Origin of the sequence: Catellatospora methionotrophica (assembly GCF_011297335.1) — a bacterium.
Lineage (GTDB): Bacteria > Actinomycetota > Actinomycetes > Mycobacteriales > Micromonosporaceae > Catellatospora > Catellatospora methionotrophica.
Genome location: NZ_JAAOTJ010000014.1, coordinates 129,398 through 147,805, shown reverse-complemented (window position 1 = coordinate 147,805; position 18,408 = coordinate 129,398). Strand labels below are relative to the sequence as shown.

Annotated in this window: 20 protein-coding genes; 6 read left to right on the top strand and 14 right to left on the bottom strand. The window is 70.0% G+C overall.

Annotated elements, in window-relative coordinates; all coding sequences use genetic code 11:
- Positions 1 to 46 precede the first annotated feature (46 nt).
- Complete coding sequence (locus tag HAV40_RS26845) at positions 47 to 451, bottom strand: STAS domain-containing protein (RefSeq protein WP_166385958.1); 405 nt, start codon at positions 449 to 451, stop codon at positions 47 to 49.
- A 204-nt stretch (positions 452 to 655) separates the two neighbouring features.
- Complete coding sequence (locus HAV40_RS26840; RefSeq protein ID WP_166385956.1) at positions 656 to 958, bottom strand: hypothetical protein; 303 nt, start codon at positions 956 to 958, stop codon at positions 656 to 658.
- A gap of 172 nt (positions 959 to 1,130) precedes the next feature.
- Here HAV40_RS26840 and HAV40_RS26835 point away from each other — a divergent pair, with 172 nt between their 5' ends.
- Together HAV40_RS26835 and HAV40_RS26830 are read left to right on the top strand one after the other, a co-directional pair.
- Positions 1,131 to 1,529: a CocE/NonD family hydrolase C-terminal non-catalytic domain-containing protein gene (locus HAV40_RS26835; protein ID WP_203671936.1), complete on the top strand. Its 399-nt coding sequence runs from the start codon at positions 1,131 to 1,133 to the stop codon at positions 1,527 to 1,529.
- A gap of 164 nt (positions 1,530 to 1,693) precedes the next feature.
- Entirely contained in the window at positions 1,694 to 2,164 is a 471-nt protein-coding gene (locus HAV40_RS26830) for an SRPBCC family protein (protein WP_166385954.1), read from the top strand.
- A 174-nt stretch (positions 2,165 to 2,338) separates the two neighbouring features.
- On the opposite strand, the gene HAV40_RS26825 is transcribed toward HAV40_RS26830, so the two are convergent.
- The 12 genes from HAV40_RS26825 to HAV40_RS26775 form a co-directional block, all read right to left on the bottom strand.
- Positions 2,339 to 3,130: an inositol monophosphatase family protein gene (locus HAV40_RS26825; RefSeq protein WP_239086954.1), complete on the bottom strand. Its 792-nt coding sequence runs from the start codon at positions 3,128 to 3,130 to the stop codon at positions 2,339 to 2,341.
- A 42-nt stretch (positions 3,131 to 3,172) separates the two neighbouring features.
- Positions 3,173 to 3,811: a DUF47 domain-containing protein gene (locus HAV40_RS26820; protein WP_166385952.1), complete on the bottom strand. Its 639-nt coding sequence runs from the start codon at positions 3,809 to 3,811 to the stop codon at positions 3,173 to 3,175.
- On the bottom strand, positions 3,808 to 4,755 hold the full coding sequence (locus HAV40_RS26815) for an inorganic phosphate transporter (protein WP_166385950.1): 948 nt from the start codon (positions 4,753 to 4,755) through the stop codon (positions 3,808 to 3,810). Before HAV40_RS26815 ends, HAV40_RS26820 begins: the two co-directional genes overlap by 4 nt.
- A complete protein-coding gene (locus HAV40_RS26810) occupies positions 4,755 to 6,245 on the bottom strand; it encodes an FGGY-family carbohydrate kinase (RefSeq protein WP_166385948.1) in 1,491 nt (496 codons plus the stop codon). The genes HAV40_RS26815 and HAV40_RS26810 overlap by 1 nt, the downstream gene beginning before the upstream one ends.
- The gene (locus tag HAV40_RS26805; RefSeq protein WP_166385946.1) at positions 6,242 to 7,315 is read right to left on the bottom strand and encodes an alcohol dehydrogenase catalytic domain-containing protein; all 1,074 of its coding nucleotides are present in this window, start codon (positions 7,313 to 7,315) and stop codon (positions 6,242 to 6,244) included. Before HAV40_RS26805 ends, HAV40_RS26810 begins: the two co-directional genes overlap by 4 nt.
- A 90-nt stretch (positions 7,316 to 7,405) precedes the next feature.
- Positions 7,406 to 8,752: a hypothetical protein gene (locus HAV40_RS26800; RefSeq protein ID WP_166385944.1), complete on the bottom strand. Its 1,347-nt coding sequence runs from the start codon at positions 8,750 to 8,752 to the stop codon at positions 7,406 to 7,408.
- The gene (locus HAV40_RS26795) at positions 8,749 to 9,588 is read right to left on the bottom strand and encodes a metallophosphoesterase (protein ID WP_166385942.1); all 840 of its coding nucleotides are present in this window, start codon (positions 9,586 to 9,588) and stop codon (positions 8,749 to 8,751) included. Before HAV40_RS26795 ends, HAV40_RS26800 begins: the two co-directional genes overlap by 4 nt.
- Positions 9,589 to 9,591: 3 nt before the next feature.
- Entirely contained in the window at positions 9,592 to 10,293 is a 702-nt protein-coding gene (locus HAV40_RS26790; RefSeq protein WP_166385940.1) for an HAD family hydrolase, read from the bottom strand.
- The gene (locus HAV40_RS38120; RefSeq protein WP_203671933.1) at positions 10,290 to 11,417 is read right to left on the bottom strand and encodes an ABC transporter ATP-binding protein; all 1,128 of its coding nucleotides are present in this window, start codon (positions 11,415 to 11,417) and stop codon (positions 10,290 to 10,292) included. Before HAV40_RS38120 ends, HAV40_RS26790 begins: the two co-directional genes overlap by 4 nt.
- A complete protein-coding gene (locus HAV40_RS38115) occupies positions 11,414 to 12,262 on the bottom strand; it encodes an ABC transporter permease (protein ID WP_203671930.1) in 849 nt (282 codons plus the stop codon). The genes HAV40_RS38120 and HAV40_RS38115 overlap by 4 nt, the downstream gene beginning before the upstream one ends.
- Entirely contained in the window at positions 12,259 to 13,176 is a 918-nt protein-coding gene (locus HAV40_RS26780) for an ABC transporter permease (RefSeq protein WP_166385939.1), read from the bottom strand. The genes HAV40_RS38115 and HAV40_RS26780 overlap by 4 nt, the downstream gene beginning before the upstream one ends.
- Positions 13,177 to 13,268: 92 nt before the next feature.
- Complete coding sequence (locus HAV40_RS26775) at positions 13,269 to 14,309, bottom strand: extracellular solute-binding protein (protein WP_166385938.1); 1,041 nt, start codon at positions 14,307 to 14,309, stop codon at positions 13,269 to 13,271.
- Between the two features lie 400 nt (positions 14,310 to 14,709).
- Here HAV40_RS26775 and HAV40_RS26770 point away from each other — a divergent pair, with 400 nt between their 5' ends.
- The 4 genes from HAV40_RS26770 to HAV40_RS26755 all read left to right on the top strand — a co-directional run bounded on the left by HAV40_RS26770 (position 14,710) and on the right by HAV40_RS26755 (position 18,302).
- A complete protein-coding gene (locus HAV40_RS26770) occupies positions 14,710 to 15,501 on the top strand; it encodes a DeoR/GlpR family DNA-binding transcription regulator (RefSeq protein ID WP_166385937.1) in 792 nt (263 codons plus the stop codon).
- A 198-nt stretch (positions 15,502 to 15,699) separates the two neighbouring features.
- The gene (locus HAV40_RS26765) at positions 15,700 to 16,287 is read left to right on the top strand and encodes a hypothetical protein (RefSeq protein WP_166385936.1); all 588 of its coding nucleotides are present in this window, start codon (positions 15,700 to 15,702) and stop codon (positions 16,285 to 16,287) included.
- A gap of 225 nt (positions 16,288 to 16,512) precedes the next feature.
- Positions 16,513 to 17,349, top strand: a complete 837-nt coding sequence (locus HAV40_RS26760) for an MEDS domain-containing protein (protein ID WP_166385935.1) — start codon at positions 16,513 to 16,515, stop codon at positions 17,347 to 17,349.
- A 23-nt stretch (positions 17,350 to 17,372) separates the two neighbouring features.
- Complete coding sequence (locus tag HAV40_RS26755; RefSeq protein ID WP_239086953.1) at positions 17,373 to 18,302, top strand: sensor histidine kinase; 930 nt, start codon at positions 17,373 to 17,375, stop codon at positions 18,300 to 18,302.
- Positions 18,303 to 18,408: the final 106 nt, after the last annotated feature.

Genomic DNA, 18,408 nt, shown 5'->3' with positions numbered 1-18,408 from the left:
CGACGCCGGTGCCGGCCGCGCGATGCGCGTCGACGACCCGGTCTTCTCACGTGGCTGGTTGCGGCCTGACCGGTGTCACCCGATCCCCGGCCAGCCGCAGGTCGGAGGCAGGCGACGTCTTCGCCGACGCCCAGTCTTGCGGCAGGCTGTCGCACATGGCGGCAAGCCCGTCCAGGCCTGCCAGTTCGAGGACCTGGCGAGTGATCTCCGTCGATCCGCAGAGCGTTATCGGCACGTCCGGTAGCTGCTCCGAGACGTTGTAGAGGTAATGAATCAAGCCAGATCCGCCGAAGGTGACGCGCGCAAGATCCACGTACAGAACATCGCAGGACATGCCCACCAGCTGACGCTGAGCGACGTCCACATCGACAGGGTCGACCAAGTCGACGTCGCCGGCTATGGACATGCAGGCGATTCGCCCTCCAGGGCTACGAGCGACACTGATGCTCATGGGGTGCTTATCCACGTCCTCGCCTCTGGCTCGTCCAGCAAGCTGCCGAGGTCCGGGGCAGTGGAAGATCAATCAGTCAACGTGAAGATCCTACCCTTACGGCCGCGTGGTGTACCCCAGTCGCTCGACTGGGCACGTCTGACGCGACCTGAAACCGGCGGTCGGTCCACCGGCTCATCGTCGCGATGTGCGCCAGGCGCTCGCTCACAGCTCACGGTGACGGGGCCCGGACGTCCGCCAGGCGTGCCCGCGATTGAGCGGCAGCCGCTCAGACTGCACCCGGCGCAGCAGGTCGGCGTTCCAGGCACCACCGGTCAAAGCACCGGGCTGTTCGGCCAGGCGGAGCAGTTCGGCCGCTTGGCGGCGCTGGCGGGTCGCGGCTGACCTGGCGGTGCGCATCTCGTGCACTGCCGAGGACAGGAAGACGACGGTCGCCAGGGCGCCCAGCGCCAGCGCGACGGCTCCGACCACGAGCAGATCGACGAACGAGAACATTTCTTGGCCCATTGCCAGCCCTTCATTGACGACCGTGCGCCCATTGCCGCGCCGGGGTCGGCGAATCCGAGATGGACTGTGACGCCTGACACGTGGGTCCGGCGGTGCACCGCAGTCGTCGCCGCTTCGTCGGCCGTGGAGCTTCAGCCGACAACCCGGCCGCTTGCTCAGCTTCGATGCGGTCGTGCGGCTTCGATGCCGCAGCTGGCGAGACCCTCGCGATCACCGTCGGCAGGACCGGTTCGCTGGCCTGCGGAAGTACAAGGGTTCCGACGGTCGGCTACGCACCTCGGCACGACACATCGACCCGATCCTGTCTACCGAGGACGTCCCAGCGCACTCCTTCGACCGCGTCGACAAAATCTCCCCCGGCCAGGTCGTCGACATCGAGATCGACCTGCTGCCCATCGGGCTGCGGTTCAACCCCGGCGAGCAACTGCGGTTCGCCATCAGCGTACGCAACCTGCTCGGCACCATGATGGCCGGCATCGGCGAGTACGTCGGCGCCAACACCGGTCGACACGTCATCCACACTGGAGGCTCCACCCCGTCCTACCTGCGGTTGCCAGTCCGGAAGCGCTGAGTGCGGAGCTACGCGGCCAGCAGCGCGCCACACGGCTGCCGATCGTCACGGGTGAGGTGTGTGCGCCCTTCCAGGGGCTGGGTCCTGCCGGTTTAAATATGCGCGAATCGGGTAATAAGCCTTGGCGCGGTCACGATCTTGACCTGATGCCGAGGAGGCGTTCGATGAGCACGGTGACAGAATCCGTCGACGTTCATGTGCCGGTTCGCACGGCGTACAACCAGTGGACCCAGTTCGAGTCCTTCCCGCACTTCATGAAGGGCGTCGAGTCGGTCCGCCAGATCGACGACACCCACAGCCACTGGGTCGTCGACGTAGCCGGGGCAAAGCGGGAGTTCGACACTGAGATCACCGAGCAGCACCCGGACGAGCGGATCGCCTGGAAGAGCACCAGCGGTGAGACCGAACACGCCGGTGTGGTCACCTTCCACCGCCTCGGCGAGTCCGACACCCGGGTGACCGTCCAACTGGACTGGAAGCCCGAAGGGTTCGTGGAGAACGTCGGCAGTGCGATCGGCGCGGACAGCCGCCAGGTCAAGGCCGACGCCCAGCGGTTCAAGGAGTTCATGGAAGAGCGCGGCGCAGAGACCGGCGCATGGCGCGGCGAGGTGGACATCCCGGAAAAACGCGACTGACGCCTCATCTGCGCCTGACCCCGCGGTTCGGCCTGCCGACCGAACCGCGGGTCGCGCCACGCTCTTTCGCCTTCCCTGCGCAGCCGCAGCATCGTCTGCGCGCCGCTGTCAGATCTGCCAGCCGGGGCAGACGTCACTGTCGGGGCAGCTCTGGTCGAGGCCCTCGCGACGCCGCTACCCGCTGGCCCGGCTGACGATCGCCAGGATGTCGTCTCGGATGCCGGGGCTTACCGCGATGGTCGCTGTGTACCTGGTGGTGTGCTCGGTGCCGTCCGCGTCGAGGACCAGGGCTCCGGCTTCCCGGGCGATGACGACCCCTGCTGCCATGTCCCAGGCGTTGTTGCCCATCGTGACGCTCGCGTCGAGGCGGCCCGAGGCCAGCCAGACCAGGTCGATCGCGGCGGACCCGAGCATCCTGACCCGCTGCGCCCTTGCCGCCAGCTCTGCCGTGACCGCCAGCCGTACGCGGTTGTCGTCTGCGGCGTCGGGGCTGACCGAGTAGTCCCCCGTCGCCACTACCGCGCTACCGAGGTCGGACACCTGTGACACGGTCACCGGCATGTCGTTCTCGTACGCGCCGTGGCCTTCGACCGCGGTGAACCGGGCACCCAGGAGCGGTAGCTCGATCACGCCGAGGACCGGGCGGTCACCGTGCAGCAGCGCGAGGGACACCGCGCACAGCGGTAGCCCATGGACGAAGTTCACCGTCCCGTCGATGGGGTCGAGGACCCACATCCACTCCCCCGCGCTGCCGCTGAGCCCGTCCTCCTCGCCGAGGAAACCGATGTCCGGTGTCCGCTCGGCCAGGAAGGCGCGCACGGCGCGTTCGATCGCGTAGTCGGTCTCGGTCGCCATGTCCCGATCGCCCTTGGCGGTGGATCTGCCTCGGGGCACCGACCTGATCAGGTCCAGTGCGATGCCGGTCGCCTGGACGGCAGTGTTCATCAGGTCCGCTGGGTTGATCACCGTTGGTGTCCTCGTTCCCTGTGACGGTGGAGTTCTGGTCGACTACTGGAACCTCTTGACGACGCCGTCGGCGAGCGCGTCGGCAGCTCCGGCGAGGCTCACCCCGGCGGCGTCCAGCCGTCCGAGCAGCAGTGTCGCCTTGAGTGTCTCGGCGGTGAGCGGCTGGTTCAGCAGCTCGGCCAGGGCCAGCTGGTAGTGCAGCCGTACTCCCGGCTTCTTCGCCTGCAGCGCCTGCTGGGCCGCCTGCCGGGGAGCGGCCGCCAGCAGGTGGACCGCCTCGGTGAAGTGGTCCACGCTGGTGGTCAGCGCCTGCAGTATCGCCGAGTAGGACGGCTGGGGCGCGGCGTCGAACAGGTCGAGTTCGCGTACGAAGTCGCGCAGCGCGTCGAGGACGTCGTCGACGGACCGGGACAGCCGGAACAGGTCCTCGCGGTCGATCGGCGAGGTGATGCTCGCCTGCATCCGCAGCACCAGGGCGGCTCGCCGATCGTCTCCGTCGTGCTCGACCACCGTCATCCGGGTCCGGGCCTGCGCGGCGGTGATGTCTCCGCTGGTGGCCGCATGCGCCAGGCGCACGCCCCGCGCAGTCGCCGCCAGTTGCTCCACGACCAGGGCGACGAGCACCCGGTCGGTGCGGCCCGACAGGTCGCGCAGCAGACCGGCCAGCCTTCCGTCGCTCACCGGAACGCGCTTAGGGCTGCGCTTGCCGCGGCGGCGGCCACCAATGCGGTCGGCAGCGTCAGCAGCCATGCCGCGCCAAGACGTAGGACGGACCGCCATCTGACTCTCCTTGTCTTACGTGCCAGTCCGGTGCCGATCATGGCTCCGGACAGCGACTGCGTCATGCTCACCGGCGCGCCCAGGGCGGCTGTGCCCAGGACGACCGCCGCGCCCGACATCTCGGTGACCACCACCGCGTCCTGCTGGGCGCTGGCCAGTCCGCCGCCGATGGACGCGGCGAGCCTGCGTACGCCCAGCAGCGCTCCGGTCAGGAAGCAGCCGCCGATGACGACCTGTGGCCACAGCGCTGTGGCGTAGGACTGGGGGCTGGTCGCGTGCACCGCCGCGTACACCGCGAGCATCTTCTGGCCGTCGTTGGCGCCGTAGGCGACGCAGCAGGCGGCGAATCCGGCGATGTGCAGCCACCGCAGCCGCCGTCCTGCTCCGCGCGGTGCCGGGGTGCGGGCGACCAGCCGGCTGAGCAGCAGGGCGGCGAACCCTCCCACGAAGGGGGCCAGTGCCGCCATGACCAGCACGGTGCCGATCACCACCCAGTCGACGTCGGCGCGGGCCGCGATGCCCGCGCCGGAGATGCCGCCGATCAGGGCCAGTGTCAGGCTGGTGGGCAGCCGCCGCGCGGCCAGGGCCACGGTGACGGCGACCGCTACGGCGATGCCGACCAGCAGCGGTGTGCGATCCGAGCCGAACGACACCAGCCGGGTGGTCAGCGTCGTGGCGACCGCCGCGCCCAGGACCGCGGGCACCGCCACGACGGCGACCGTGAGCATCACCAGTGCGGCCCCCGGCCGCAGGCCCCGGGCGCGTAGTCCGATCCCGACCAGCGCGCCCGCGTCGTTGAAGCCGGTGAACAGTACGAACAGCGCTGCCGCCAGCGCGGCGACCATCAAAACGCCGCTTCCTGGATGCCGGCGAGGCGGTGCATGTGCTCGCGGGTGGCCGGGTACAGCTGCGTGTAGGTGCGGTAGAGCTCGTCGTAGAGCTCCCGGTTGGCCGGGTCGGGCGCGACGGTCGAGCCCGCCCGCGCCCAGTCGGTGTCCGCGGTGACCAGCCCGGCGCCGATCGCGGCCAGCAGCGCGTCGCCGTAGCTGGCGCCGATGGTCTGGTCCGGTACGAGCTGCTCGCGGCCGGTCACATCGGACACGATCTGGGTCCAGAGCCCGCCCTGGGTGCCGCCGCCGACCGCCATGATGCGTGTTGCGGGACCGGCTGCCTGGTCGAGGAAGTCCAGGATCTGCCGGATGCCGAAGGCGATGCCCTCGTAGACGGCCCGGTAGAGGTGGCCCCGCTGGTGCCGCAGGGTCAGCCCCGCGATCACGCCGCGGGCCTGCGGATCGAAGATCGGGGTGCGCTCACCGGCGAAGTAGGGCAGCACCAGCAGCCCGTCCGCGCCGGCCGGGGTGGCCGCCGCCTCGGTGACCAGCTCTGCGAAGCTCGCCCCGCCGGTCAGCTCACGTACCCAGGCGGTCAGGCTGCCCGAGGTGGCCATGCCCGCCGCCAGCGTGTACGACCCCGGATCCACCCCGGCCGTCGTCCACAGCATCGGGTGCGACCGCAGGCGCTGGAGCACCTGTACGAAGAACATCGTCGAGCCGTACATCAGCATCAGGTCGCCGGGGCGGCGGACCCCGGCGCTGAACGCCTCGGCCCACGCGTCGACGGTGCCCGCGGAGATCGGCGTGCCGACCGGCAGCCCCGTCTGTGCCGCCGCTTCGGCGGTGACCGTGCCGACGACGTCGCTCGGCCAGACCAGACGGGGCATCGCCAGGCCCGGGGCGATGTCGTCGGCCCAGTCAGCGGACCATTGCCGGGTGGTGATGTCGTAGAGCGGATCGCACTGGCTGGCCGTGTGGTGATCAAGCACGTACTCGCCGGTGAGTTTGGCGACCGCGTAGGACGACGAGTTGTACCAGCGGGTGGCGCGGGCCCAGGCGTCGGGCTCGTGGCGCCGTACCCACAGCATCTTCGGGCCGACGGCCTGTGTGGAAAGGGCCGTGCCGCCGCGCGCGACGATCCGCTCCGCCCCGTAGCGCCCGGTCAGTTCGGCGATCTCGGCGGTGGCGCGCATGTCGATGCCGTAGAGGATCGCGGGCCGCACCGGGCGCAGCTGCTCGTCGCAGAGCAGCAGGCACGGGCCGACGCCGCTCACGCAGACTCCGGCGATCCGGTGGCCCGCGGCCTGCGGCACCAGCTCCTGGCAGACGGCCACCACGTCGCCCCACCAGAGCGACTCGGCGTCCATCTCCGCCCAGCCGGGTCGGGGCAGCGACATCGCGTGCGTGCGGGAGGCGGTGGCCAGCACGGTGCCGTCGGGGGTGGCCAGCACCGCCTTGGTGCTGGCCGTGCCGATGTCGATGCCGATCAGCAGCTCGCTCATGGCAGCAGCGATACCTTGATCGAGGTGGTGCCGTCGCCGACCAGGTCCAGCCCGGCCTGGAAGTCGGCCAGGGGGAGCTGGTGGGTGCAGATCCGGTCCATCGGCAGCCGGCCGGACTCCAGCATGCGGACCGCGGCGGGCCAGCAGTGCGGGCCCAGGTGCGCGCCCCGGACGTCGAGTTCCTTGTCGTCGCTGATGATGCTCCAGTCGACGGTCACGTCGTCTTTGAAGACGCCGTACTCGACGAAGGTGCCGAGCTTGCGCAGCAGGTTCAGGCCCTGCAGCACGGCGGAAGGGTGGCCGGTGCCCTCGAAGTAGACGTCCGCGCCGTAGCCCTCGGTGAGGTCGCGCACGATCTGCGTCGGGTCCTGCCGGGAGATGTTGACCGTGACGTCGGCGCCGCAGAGTTTGGCCAGCTCCAGCTTCGTGTCGGACAGGTCCAGGGCGATGATCCGGGCGGGGAACTTCGCCGCCGCGCCGGCGATCATGCCGAGCCCGATCGGGCCGCAGCCCGCCACGACCACGACGTCGTCGAAGCGGATGCCACCGCGCTCGACGGCGTGCAGTGCGCAGGACAGCGGCTCCACGAAGGCCGCGTGGGCCGGCGGCAGGTCCTTGGAGATCTTGTGGACGAGGGCGTCCGCCGGGAAGATCATGTATTGGGCCATGGCGCCGGGGGTGCGCCGCTTGAAGCCGTAGATGTCGTGCGGGGCGCACATCCAGTACTGCCCGCGCTGGCAGTAGCGGCACTTCCAGCACGGCACGATCTGCTCCGAGGTGACCCGGTCGCCGACGCCGACCTTCCAGCGCGCGGCCGCCGCGTCGTCGAGCTGCACGATCTCGCCGACGAACTCGTGGCCGGGGATCACCTCGGTCTCGGCCCAGGCCGGGCGGGACGCGTCGCCCCAGAACTTCGTGGCCCCGTGGTAGCACTTCAGGTCGCTGGCGCAGATGCCGACCGCCTCGACCCGTACCAAAGCCTCACCCGGTCCCGGGGTCGGCACGGGCACCTCTTCGAGCCGGTAGTCGTGCGGCCCGTGGGACACCACGGCCTGCATCGTCTCTGACATGGTTCTCTCCTCTTCGCTTATGGCGAGCGGGCAGGGTGAACCCTCGGGTGGGCACCCTGCCCGCTGTGTTCGGCTTGGCCAAATGTGGGGTTACGGCTTGGTCAGCACCAGCGACAGGTTGTCGAAGTAGCCGTCGTTGTTGGTGCCGCTGTCGCGGGTGGACGTCACCACCACCGTGATCGTGCGGGTGCCGACCGGCACCGTTCCCGTGGTGGTGCGCTGGAGCAGACCGGTGACGTTGGCCCGGTCGGCCGGGGAGACCGGGCCGATCTGCGCCGTCCCGAGCGAGGTGCCGCCGCTGTTCTTGAACGTGACGACGACCTTGGCGTTGTCGGTCTGGGTCAGGTAGCCGCCCAGGTAGCCGGCCAGGCTGTAGTTGATGTCGGCGGCGTCGACGTCGGTGGCGAGCGTCGCGATGTTCGCCGTCTGGGTGAGGGTGGCGCTCGCGGCGGTGCCGCCGCTGAAGAACGTCGCACCGCGGGCGGCCGGGCCGGGGCTGGCCGCGGTCGGGTAACCGCCGCCGACGGCGTACCCGATGGTGCTCATGCCGCCGGCGACCGTCCAGCTGGGGATGGCCACGGTGGTGGGGTGGCCGGGTCCGGCGGTGCCGGACTCGGCGTTGGGGTTGGCGATGACGTTCACGCCCAGCGGCGCGGTGAGCACCGGGCTCATCGAGTAGACCCGGCGCGGGTTGTGGAAGCCGAGGTAGAGCTGGTTGCTCTGGGTGTTGATCGCCAGGCCCTCGCCCTCGTTGGTCACCGGCACGTTGATCGAGTAGAGGTTGGTGCCGGTCGCGCTGAACACCGTGATGGTGTTGTAGGCGTAGTTCGGCCCGGAGGTGTAGTAGAGGACCTGGTCTCCGGCGACCTCGATGCCCTGCGGCGTGCCGAGGTTGGGCAGGGTGAAGCTGGAGGTGACGGTGCCGCTGAAGTTCGCGAACGCGATCGTGTACGGGCCTCCGCTGGGCCCGGCGAAGACGACCATCCGGTCGTTCTTGTTGTCGATGCCGACCATGCCGTTGTTGCCCAGCGCGGTGAAGTTGTAGGTCTTCTTGATCACCGGAGTGGCCGGGCGCATGTCGACGACGTTGACGTAGGTCGGGTTGCTGCCGCCGCCGGTGGCCACGTAGAAGTTGCCGTCGGCCTGGCGGAAGCTGATCTCGGCGGCGTGGCCCAGGGCGAGCAGCCCGCTGCGCTTGATCTCGGTGCCGGTGGTGCTGTACTGCACGATCCGGCCCTGGTCGCTGCCCATGTCGAAGCTGACGTAGAGGCTGCCGTCGGCCCAGGCCAGGCCCTGCTGATTCTGCAGGTACGGGGTGTCGAAGATCTTGGTGAAGGTGTAGCTGGTGCCGGGGTCGGCCGCGGCGGGGGCCGCGCCGATCGCGGACAGGAGGAGGGATGCCGAGGTCAGGGCTGAAAGAACGAGCTTGGATCTCACAGCTGCTCCGTTCGGGGTGCGGCGGGGGGCGCCGCTTGGGTGTAGGCCACTGGCCCGGAGTGCACCGGCTGGAACAGGCCGAATGCGGTGTCCGGGTGGATCTCTAGACGGGCGAAGCTCGGCAGCGGCAGGCCCCGGTGCGTGCCCGGGGGCGGGAACGCCTCGGAGGTGTAGGCCACCGCGCCGGCGACCCACACGGGAATGCCGCGCAGGACACCGCCCATCGGCTGGTGGTAGTGCCCGGCCGCGATCAGCCGGACGTCGGTGCCCGCGACCACGTCGCCCAGCGCCGATCGGGAGGCCGGGTCGAGGGTGATCCGGTCGATCAGCGCGGAGGTGCCGGGCAGGGGTGGATGGTGCAGGGCGAGCAGGGTGCCGTGCTCGGCCGGTTCGGCGAGTTCGGCCGCGAGCCAGTCCAGCTGGCCGGCCGTGAGAGCCCCGCCGGTCTGGCCGTCGATCGTGCTGTCCAGCACGATGACGCGCAGCCCCCGGACGCGGTGCACCGCGTCGAAGGCGGACCGGTCACCGCGCAGCAGGGTCTGGGCGAATGCCTCCTTCTCGTCGTGGTTGCCGACGACGTAGATCGCCGGGACGCCGAGCCGGTCGGCGACCGGCTCGACGAGGCTGAGCAGGCGCCGATAGGCCGCGTCGCCGCCGTGTTCGATGAGGTCACCGGTGAGCAGGAGCGCGTCCAGCGGCTGACCGGACTCTTCGATGATCTCCAATGCCCGGGTCAGGTGCGCGGACGTGTCGAGGCTGCCGCGCAGCAGCTCGCCCTCGGGCAGCAGGTGCAGGTCGCTGAGATGAGCCAGCCGGTACGGTTCCCAGTTCTTCATGATTTATCGTCCCAACACGGCCGCAAGAAAGGCGCCGGTGTCGGTCAGGTCGTCCAGCACGGCGTCGGCCCCGGCCGCGCGCAGCTGCTCGGCGGTGATCTCCCCGGTGGCCACCGCCACCACCCGGGCGCCGTTGCGGTGGGCCGCGTCGATGTCGAGCAGCGAGTCGCCGATCAGGACGATCTGCTCGGCGCTGATCGGCAGCGGCTGCGCGGCCTCGGCCCGCTTACGGGCCACCTCCACCAGGGCCGGGCGGTGGGAGTCGTCGGAGCCGTACGCCCCGATGTCCAGGTCCAGGCTGCCCAGCAGCGCGTACGCCCCGAGTTTGGCCTCGGCGCCGGGCCGCTGGTTGCCGGTCAGCACCGACTGCAGCACGTCGGGTCGTCCCGCCAGGACCGCGATCGCCGCCAGCGCGCCCGGCATGGCCCTGCCCCGGCGGCGCAGCTCGTCCCGCCTGGCGGTCAGAAACTCCAGCTCCAGGCGCAGCGCGTCCGGCAGCAGCCGGTCGGCCTCGTCCGGCGTCGCACCGCGCTGGACCAGGATGGCGCGCAGCAGCTGCGGCGCGGTGCTGCCGGGCACCACCTCAGCGGGGGCGACAGGCAGTCCGAGCAGCTGCGCGCAGAGTGCGAACCAGATCTCCCGGTCCACCCCGCCCGTCTCCAGCAGCGTGTGGTCGAGGTCCCACAGCACCAGCACCGGCCTCATCGGTTGCCACCGGCGGTCCGCTTGTTGCGGACGGTGACCTTGCCCGGGCTCGGCCGCAGCGTTATCCGGTCACTGATCGCGGTGGACGAGGGCAGCTCGACGCTCAGCCGCACGTCGCCGCCGAACGGCTCGCCGTGCACGCGCACCACGTCGCCGAGGTACTCGCACTGGCGCACCATCAGCGTCAGCTCGCCGTGCTCGTCGGCGACCAGGTCACGAGGTCGCAGCACGACCTCCAGCTCCCGGTCGAGCCGGACGGTGTCCGCCCCGCCCAGCTCGCGCAGCGGCAGCCGCCATACGTCGGCCACCAGCACAGAACCGTCGCCGGCCGACTCGGCGGGCAGCACGTTGCCCCGGGCGATGAACGCGGCCACGAAGTCGTCGGCCGGGTCCTGCCAGATCTCGGCGGGGGTGGCGCACTGCACCAGCCGGCCGTCGCGCAGGATCGCGATCCGGTCGGCGAGCGCGAGTGCCTCGTGCTGGTCGTGGGTGACCAGCACCGTGGCCCGGCCGGCGGTGCGCAGCAGCTCGGCGAGCTCGGCGCGCAGCTCGTCGCGCAGCTGCGGGTCAAGGGCGGCCAGCGGCTCGTCGAGCAGCAGCACCCGCGGGTCGGTGGCCAGGGCCCGGGCCAGCGCGACCCGCTGGCGCTGCCCGCCGGACAGCTGAGAGGGGCTGCGGTCGGCCAGTTCGGTGACCCGGGCCAGGCGCAGCGCCTCCTGCACGGCGGTCCTGCGCTGGTCGGCGGGCACCCGCCGGGCGCGCAGGCCGTAGCCGACGTTGTCGGCGACGCTCATGTGCGGGAAGAGGCCGTAGCTCTGCGGCACCCAGCCGATCCGGCGGTGCTCCGGGCGGGTGCCGGTGGCGTCGACGCCGTCGAGGTGCAGCGTGCCGCCGTCCAGCGGCTCCAGGCCGGCGATCATCCGCAGGGTGGTCGACTTGCCGCAGCCGGACGGCCCGACCAGGGCGAGCACCTCGCCCTGGCCGACGGTGAACCCGACGTCGCTCACGGCGGGGCGGGCAGCGCCCGGGTAGCGGCGGGTCAGCCCGACCGCGCGCACCGCGGCATGCTGGTCGGCCGCTCCCCCGGTACGCGAGGACTGCTCGACGTTGACGGCTGTTGTCACTTTGACCTCTTTACAGCGAGCTTGCCGAGCAGTTGCAGCGCGACAGCGATAGGGACGACGGCGACGCAGTACCACAGCGTGAGGGCTGCGGCGTTGGAGGTCTGGCCGTAGATGAACGCGCCGAACAGCGACACCGGCAGGGTCGGCTCGGCGGGGTTGACGATGAAGTAGGTGAGGTTGAACTCGCCGAAACTCAGCGTGAAGATCATCAGCGCCGCGCTGAGCAGGCTGGTGCGGATGTGGGGCAGGGTCACCGTGAGGCTGCGCCGGCCGAATCTGGCCCCCAGCGTGGCGGCGGTGTGCTCCAGGTCGACCAGGTCCCGGTCGGCCAGCACCGGGGCGACCGCCGCGGTGAGGAACGGCAGGGTCACCACCACGTGGCCGGCGATCAGCAGCATGCCCGAGCTCTGCAGCTGCGGGTAGGTGGCCACCAGCGCCAGACCCACCGCGATGCCCGGCACCGCCAGCGGCAGCCCGGTCAGCCAGCGCAGCACGCCCAGTCCGGGCAGCCTCGTGCGGGCGAACGCCCACGCCAGCGGCAACCCGATGACCAGATCGATGGCCAGCGTGTAGAGGGCCACCTCGACGCTGGTGGACAGCCCGATGGTGAACTCGGCGAAGGACTCGCCGACCCACCGCAGGGTGACGCCGCCGCCCAGCGGGCCGTCGTTCCAGTTGTCGGTCAGCGCGGCCAGCAGGGTGACCAGGATCGGCGCGACGGCCAGTCCGACGGCCAGCCATGCCGCGCCGGCGGTCAGCCAGGGCCGCTCCCGCCGCGGGCGTCGGCGGGCCGCAGCGGGCTCGGCGGGGCCCGGCGAGGCGGGACGTTGCGCGATGAGCGTCATGAGGTGCGACCTCCTGTCGCGGCGGCGACCGCGGTGGCGGCGGCCGGCTTGGCACCGCGGCGCATGTGCCGCTCGGCGGCGTCGTTGAGCAGGGTCGAGATCAGACTGACCAGCGCGAGGACGATCGACATGGCACCGGCCAGCCGGGTGTTCTGCAGCATGGTGCCCTGCTCGGCGATGTCCAGCGGCAGCACCCGGAATCCCTCCGACAGTGCGGCGACCGTGCCGTAGGCGCCCAGCGAGCTGGCGATCGCCAGTGCCGTGGCGGCGAAGATGGCCGGTTTGAGGGCCGGCAGCACCACGGTGAAGGTGACGCGGGTGCGCGACGCGCCCAGCGTGCGGGCCACCGTCACCAGGTCGGGGTCCAGCGCCTCGGCTGCGCCGCGCAGGGTGCCCAGCACCCGGGGAAGCTGGAAGTAGAGGTAGGCCAGCAGCAGGCCGGGCATCGCGTAGGCCAGCACCAGTCCCGGTTCGCCGGTCAGCGCGGTCATCGCCGCCTGGGCGAGTCCGGAGCGGCCGAACATCACGATGATGAAGAAGCCGATGACCACTCCCGGCAGGGACAGCGGGAAGGTGAGCACCGCGTCCACGACGGTGCGGGTGCGTCCGCGCAGCCGGGCCAGGTGCAGGGCCGCGGGCAGCGCGATCAGCAGGGCCAGTGCGGTGGAGGCGATCGCCAGCCACACCGAGTTGAACAGCGCGGTGCGGTAGCGGGGCTCGGTGAAGATCTCCTGGTAGCTGCCCCAGGAGAACTCGCCGTCGATGCCGGTGAGGCTGCGGATGACGAAGGAGCACAGCGGCACCACCATCAGCAGCACCAGCAGCGCGATGGCGGGGATCGCCGCCAGGAGGGGGATCGTGGGTGCGAATCGGCGGCGCTGCCGCCGGCTCGGGCTGATCGCCTGAGCTGACATGAGCCACCCTTTCTGGTGGACGCGAGGGAGTGGAGAGGTGCCGGGAGCGGTCGTCGCAGGGTCGCCGCTCCCGGCGGCCGGTGCCGGACGGCTCAGCCGGCGACCTCTTTCTTGTAGAGCTCGTTGAAGCCGGCCTGCGCCTGGGAGAGCTTGACGAAGTCGACGCTGCGCGCGCCGTCGTACGCCGCCTGCGGAGCGATCTTCGCCGTCACCTCGGCGGGCATGGTGCCGCGCACCGGGTGCACGAAGAACTGCGCGAACATCTGCTGCCCCTTGTCGGAGAGCAGGAAGTCGATCCACTTCTTGGCGCCGACCGGGTTGGGGCCGCCCTTGACCAGGCCCACGGTGTAGACGACCTTCACGGTGCCGTCGGAGGGGATGACGACCTCGATCGGGGCGTTGTTGTTGTACTTCTGGTTGTAGCCGTTGAAGTCGGTGTCGATGAGGATCGGGTACTCACCGGACGCCGCCTTGGCGGGCGAGGTGTTGGTGGGAGCCTTGGCGCCGTTCTTCTTCAGGTCCTGGAAGTACTTGATGCCGGGCGCCCAGTTGTCCTCGGTGCCGCCGTTGGCGACGTTGACCGCGACCGCGGTGGAGTAGCCGATGGCCGCGCTGGCCGGGTCGGCGTAGAAGACCTTGTCCTTGTAGTCGGGCTTGAGCAGGTCGGCCCAGCTCTGCGGGACCGGCGCGCCCTTGAGCGCCTTGGTGTTGACCAGCATCGCCACGACGCCGTAGTGCACGCCGACCCAGCTGCCGTCGGTGGCCTTGAGGTCCGCGGGGACGTCGCCGACCCCGACCGGCTGGTAGGACTCCACCAGGCCCTTCGTCGCGGCCTGAATGCCGAAGGTGACACCCCAGTAGCCGACGTCGGCCTGCGGGTGCGCCTTCTGCTCCTCGATCGCGGTGATCGCCTGGCCGCTGTTCTTGATGTCGGCGGGCACCGTGATGCCCGACTCGGCCTTGAACGCGGCCCGGATCGCCTTGTAGTTGGCCCAGGCGTCGGCACTGTTGTACTGCACTACCGTGGTTCCCGCAGCGCCGTCGCCGGTGGCGCCTGCACCGTCGGTCGCGCCACAGGCCGAGACGGTGCCGAGCACCGCTACCGCGGCGACGAAGCTAAGCCGGAGCTTCATTCCGTTCATCTATGCACTTCCTGTCAACTGAGCGGTTCTGCGGACTCGGCGGAGCCCAAGTGTGAGGTATGCCGAGGTCAGAGCGGAATCCAGGTGATCGACACCGGTCCGGAGCCCGAGCGGTGGGTTCCGCTGACCAGGTTTCGGCGAGGTTACCGAGCGCCGCTAATGTAATCAGGATCGCGTTCTAATGACAAGATGTCGCACTGGATGTTTTTTTCAGTAGTCATATGTCCAGTTTTAGCAACATCTGACAGTGGAACATGTCGAAAACAACGGCTGTACAGACTGGACCGCATCGGCGGAGATGGCGTAGCGTGCGCCGATGACGAGACCGATCGGCAGCGACCCTTCGCTTGGCCACCGGCGTCGAACTCAGCCGACGAGGAGACCTGAACCCATGGCCAAGAAGGCCGGCGCGCGCGACCCGTCATCGCGCCAGCAGATGATCGCCGACCACGTGATGAGCGAGGGCACTGCCGTCGCCCAGGAACTCGCCGAGCAGTTCGGCGTGAGCCTGGTGACCATGCACCGCGATCTCGACGAGCTGGTCCGGCGCGGCATCGTGCGCAAGTACCGCGGCGGCGTCACCGCGCTGCCGTCGAGCGTGTTCGAGAGCAACGTGACCTTCCGGCTCAACACGGCCGTACCCGAGAAGCAAGCCATCGCCCAGCTGACCCGCAGCCTGGTCGAGCCGGGCATGTCGGTGCTGCTCGACGACTCGACCACCACCCTGGCCATCGCCGAGGCGCTGCGCGACATCAGCCCGCTGATCATCATCACCAACTTCATGCCGATCATCCGGCTCGTGGTGGGATGGGACGACGTGCACCTGATCTCGCTGGGCGGGGAGTACAACCCGATGCACGACTCGTTCATCGGCGTCCCCTGCGCCCAGGCCGCCCAGTCGCTGCGGGCCGACGTCGGCTTCTTCTCCTTCTCCGGCATCGACAATGCCGGCGTCTACCACCAGGAGCAGGAGGTCGTCTTCACGAAGCGGGCCATGATCGGCGCCGCCGCCCGGCGGATCGTGGTGGTCGACCACACCAAACTCAACCGGACCGCCCTGCACCGCGTCGCCCCGCTCACCGACTTCGAACAGGTCGTCACCGACGACAAGGCGCCCAGCACCGTCGTCGAGGGCCTACGCCGGCAGATCAACGTCCTCGTGGCGAGTCCGCCACACAGCTGACCCGCGCCGAAGGCAGGCGCGCAGCTCGGGGCGCTACCTGGGCTCGCTCCCCTGTGGTCCACCGCGCCCTCGCCGACGCCGCCTGCGCCACGCGTGGCGTGCTGATGGCGTACGCGCGCGAGGAGTCGGCCCGGTCCCACCCCGACCATCGGAACCGAACCGGCCTGAGCCACGCGACCCGCGGCATAAAGTGAGCTGGTGGTCGATGCGGGCATGCGGGACTTCCTGGCAGCGCTCGCAGCGACCGCGGGTGCCCTGACGGGTCTGCTGTTCGTCGCGTTGTCGGTGTCGCCCTCCGCGCCCCCCGGCCCCCTGGCACGCCTCGTCCGCCAGGTCCGGGCCGGGGCCGCACTGATCGCCTTCACCAACGCGCTGGCCGTCTCGCTCTACGGGCTGGTGCCCGGCACCAACCTCGGCCATCCGGCCGTGGTGCTCGGCGTGATCGGCATCCTGTTCTGCGCGGCCGGCGTCAAGTCGATGCGCGCCGTACTGCGCACAGCCGGACAGTGGTCACGTCAGGTCGGGCTGATCGTCCTCCTCATGGCGATCTTCGGAGTCGAGCTGGCGGCGGGGCTCGCGGCCATCGCAGGCGCACGCACCGCCACGCCCCTGCACCTCATCGGATACACCCTGGTCACATCCTTGATCGTCGGGGTGGCCCGGGCCTGGGAACTCGTCGGCGAGCGGGACACGGGCCTGTTCGCCTCACTGGCCGTGCTCCTCGGCCGCACTCCCCCGCCGCCGTACCCACTTGAGGACGCCCCCGGGGGCGACGACCCACACTGACCGGCCAGGCGGCTGCGGGCGGGCGGAACCCGACCGTGAGGCTCTCTGACGGAGGCTCGCGCCGGTTGGCGCGGGGCGACGGTCTGCGTGAGCAGATGTGCCCGGTGCGCCAGCTCGAGTCCATCGTGCCAGGCGAAGAGGTTGTACTGATGAGGGCGCGTCGGCTCGTGGGAGGCGACCCGCCCGAGTGTCCGACCTTCTTGCCCACTCGTGATAACTTGGCCCGTGCGCCGCTCGGGTTTCGTCGACACCGTCGACGGCTCAGTCTGCCATGATCACATCTGCTGGGTGTTCGACACACCTGAGGAGTTCCGGCAGCTGTCCGCGCGGTTCCTGATCGAAGGCCTCGCCGCTGGCCAGCAGGTTCTCTACCTGGAAGACGCGGCTCGGAAAACCGAACTCGACCATATCGACGGATTCGGGTCCGCGCGGCGCCGCGGCGCCGCCGACGTACAGGACCTGGCCATCTACGAAGCCGAGCTGCCGGCTGATCCCGCCGCACCGGCACGGGCCTTCGTACGGGCATGTCAACAGGCGGTCGCCGACGGCTACACCGGTCTACGGGTCGCCGCTGATGTCACCTCGCTGGTACGCGACCCCGGCAGGGCTGCCTCCTTCGCGCGCTACGAGCACCTGATCGACACGCACATGGCCCGCCACCCGCTGACCGGCATGTGCGGCTTTCACCGGGGCCGGTTGAACGCCACGACCATCGCCGAGTTGGCCTGCCTGCATCCGCTGGCCAGTAACGGATCGACTCCCCTGCGGCTGTTCTCCACGGCCCAGGCCGGTATCTCCGCCGTGCTGGCCGGTGAGGTCGACTTCTACGGCCGCAGCCTGTTGCACTCCGCATTGACCCGGGTCGACCTGACACCCGTCGGCGGTGAGGTGATCATTGACGCGCGGGAACTGAGCTTCATAGACCATCAAGGCCTGCTCGAGTGCGTCGAGCACATCCGCGGCAAGGGCGCGGCAACCGTGCTGCATCTTGCCGCCGACAGCTCCACCCGGCTGCTTCTGGAGTTGCTGCACCTGCCCGACGTGCGGGTGGTGATGTCGTGAGATCAGGTGTTCCCAACGGGCACGTGGGCGTCTTCCATGAGGCCACGTTCTACGACTCCGACGAGCAGTTCCTCGCAGTCGTTCTGCCGTTCCTGCGGCAAGGTGTAGCTGCGGGCGAACCGACGGTTTCCCTTTTCACCGCACACAACCAGCGATTGCTCCGCGATGCGGTGGGCCCGAACAGCGGCGTGGAGTTCATCGACGGCGACCCGCACTACTCACGGCCGGCTGTGGCGATCCACCGACACCGGCAGATGCTGGCAGGGTATGTGGCAGACGGCGCGACGCAGATCCGTATCGCCAGCGAGGTGCCGCATCCGGGCACCGGGGTCCCGTGGGAGTGGTGGGCCCGCTACGAGGCCGCCGTCAACGACGTCTACAACGACTACCCGATGTACGGACTATGCCCCTACGACCTGCGCATAACCCCTGACCAGGTCCTCCGTGACGCACGACGCACGCACCCCCACATCGTCGCGTCCGACGGCACCCGCGAGCGTTGCGGCACCTACCAACAGCCCGCAGATTTCCTGGCCGATGCGGTGATGGCCTGGGTCGAGCCGCTGGAAGCCGAGCCGCCCATGGTCGAGGTCGCCAACCCACAGCCTCACCAGGCCCGTCAGGCGGTCACCGCCCTGCAACCAGTGGCACGGCTGTCCACCGACGATCTGAACGGCCTGCTGCTGAGCACCAGTGAAGCGGTCACCAACGCATTGGTACACGGTCGCGCTCCGGTGCTGCTGCGGGCATGGGCCGTACCCGGCCGGATCGTGGTCACAGTCTTCGACCACGGGCCCGGCCCAGCCAACGTCGTGGCCGGCCTGGTGCCCGCGGCCGCCCCTGGCGGGCTGGGGCTGTGGCTGGCCCACCAGATGTGCGCGTACGTCTCTCTGCGCCGCAGCGCAGAAGGCTTCAGCATCCGCCTGGTGGCCGGCTGGCCGGTTGGGGTGTAGATCCAGTTGCGGCTGATGGCTGACCGGTTGAGTGCACACCGGCCCGGGACGATCAGGCCATAGCGGCTTGCGTCCCGGCCTCAGCTTCCGAGGCGCGAGAATGCTC

Coding starts and splice junctions, on each gene's coding strand:
- HAV40_RS26780 (WP_166385939.1), bottom strand. CDS start 13,176: ATGTCAGCTCAGGCGATCAGCCCGAGCCGGCGGCAGCGCCGCCGATTC.
- HAV40_RS26775 (WP_166385938.1), bottom strand. CDS start 14,309: ATGAAGCTCCGGCTTAGCTTCGTCGCCGCGGTAGCGGTGCTCGGCACC.
- HAV40_RS26830 (WP_166385954.1), top strand. CDS start 1,694: ATGAGCACGGTGACAGAATCCGTCGACGTTCATGTGCCGGTTCGCACG.
- HAV40_RS38115 (WP_203671930.1), bottom strand. CDS start 12,262: ATGACGCTCATCGCGCAACGTCCCGCCTCGCCGGGCCCCGCCGAGCCC.
- HAV40_RS26770 (WP_166385937.1), top strand. CDS start 14,710: ATGGCCAAGAAGGCCGGCGCGCGCGACCCGTCATCGCGCCAGCAGATG.
- HAV40_RS26810 (WP_166385948.1), bottom strand. CDS start 6,245: ATGAGCGAGCTGCTGATCGGCATCGACATCGGCACGGCCAGCACCAAG.
- HAV40_RS26805 (WP_166385946.1), bottom strand. CDS start 7,315: ATGTCAGAGACGATGCAGGCCGTGGTGTCCCACGGGCCGCACGACTAC.
- HAV40_RS26790 (WP_166385940.1), bottom strand. CDS start 10,293: ATGAGGCCGGTGCTGGTGCTGTGGGACCTCGACCACACGCTGCTGGAG.
- HAV40_RS26845 (WP_166385958.1), bottom strand. CDS start 451: ATGAGCATCAGTGTCGCTCGTAGCCCTGGAGGGCGAATCGCCTGCATG.
- HAV40_RS26795 (WP_166385942.1), bottom strand. CDS start 9,588: ATGAAGAACTGGGAACCGTACCGGCTGGCTCATCTCAGCGACCTGCAC.
- HAV40_RS26840 (WP_166385956.1), bottom strand. CDS start 958: ATGGGCCAAGAAATGTTCTCGTTCGTCGATCTGCTCGTGGTCGGAGCC.
- HAV40_RS26815 (WP_166385950.1), bottom strand. CDS start 4,755: ATGGTCGCCGCGCTGGCGGCAGCGCTGTTCGTACTGTTCACCGGCTTC.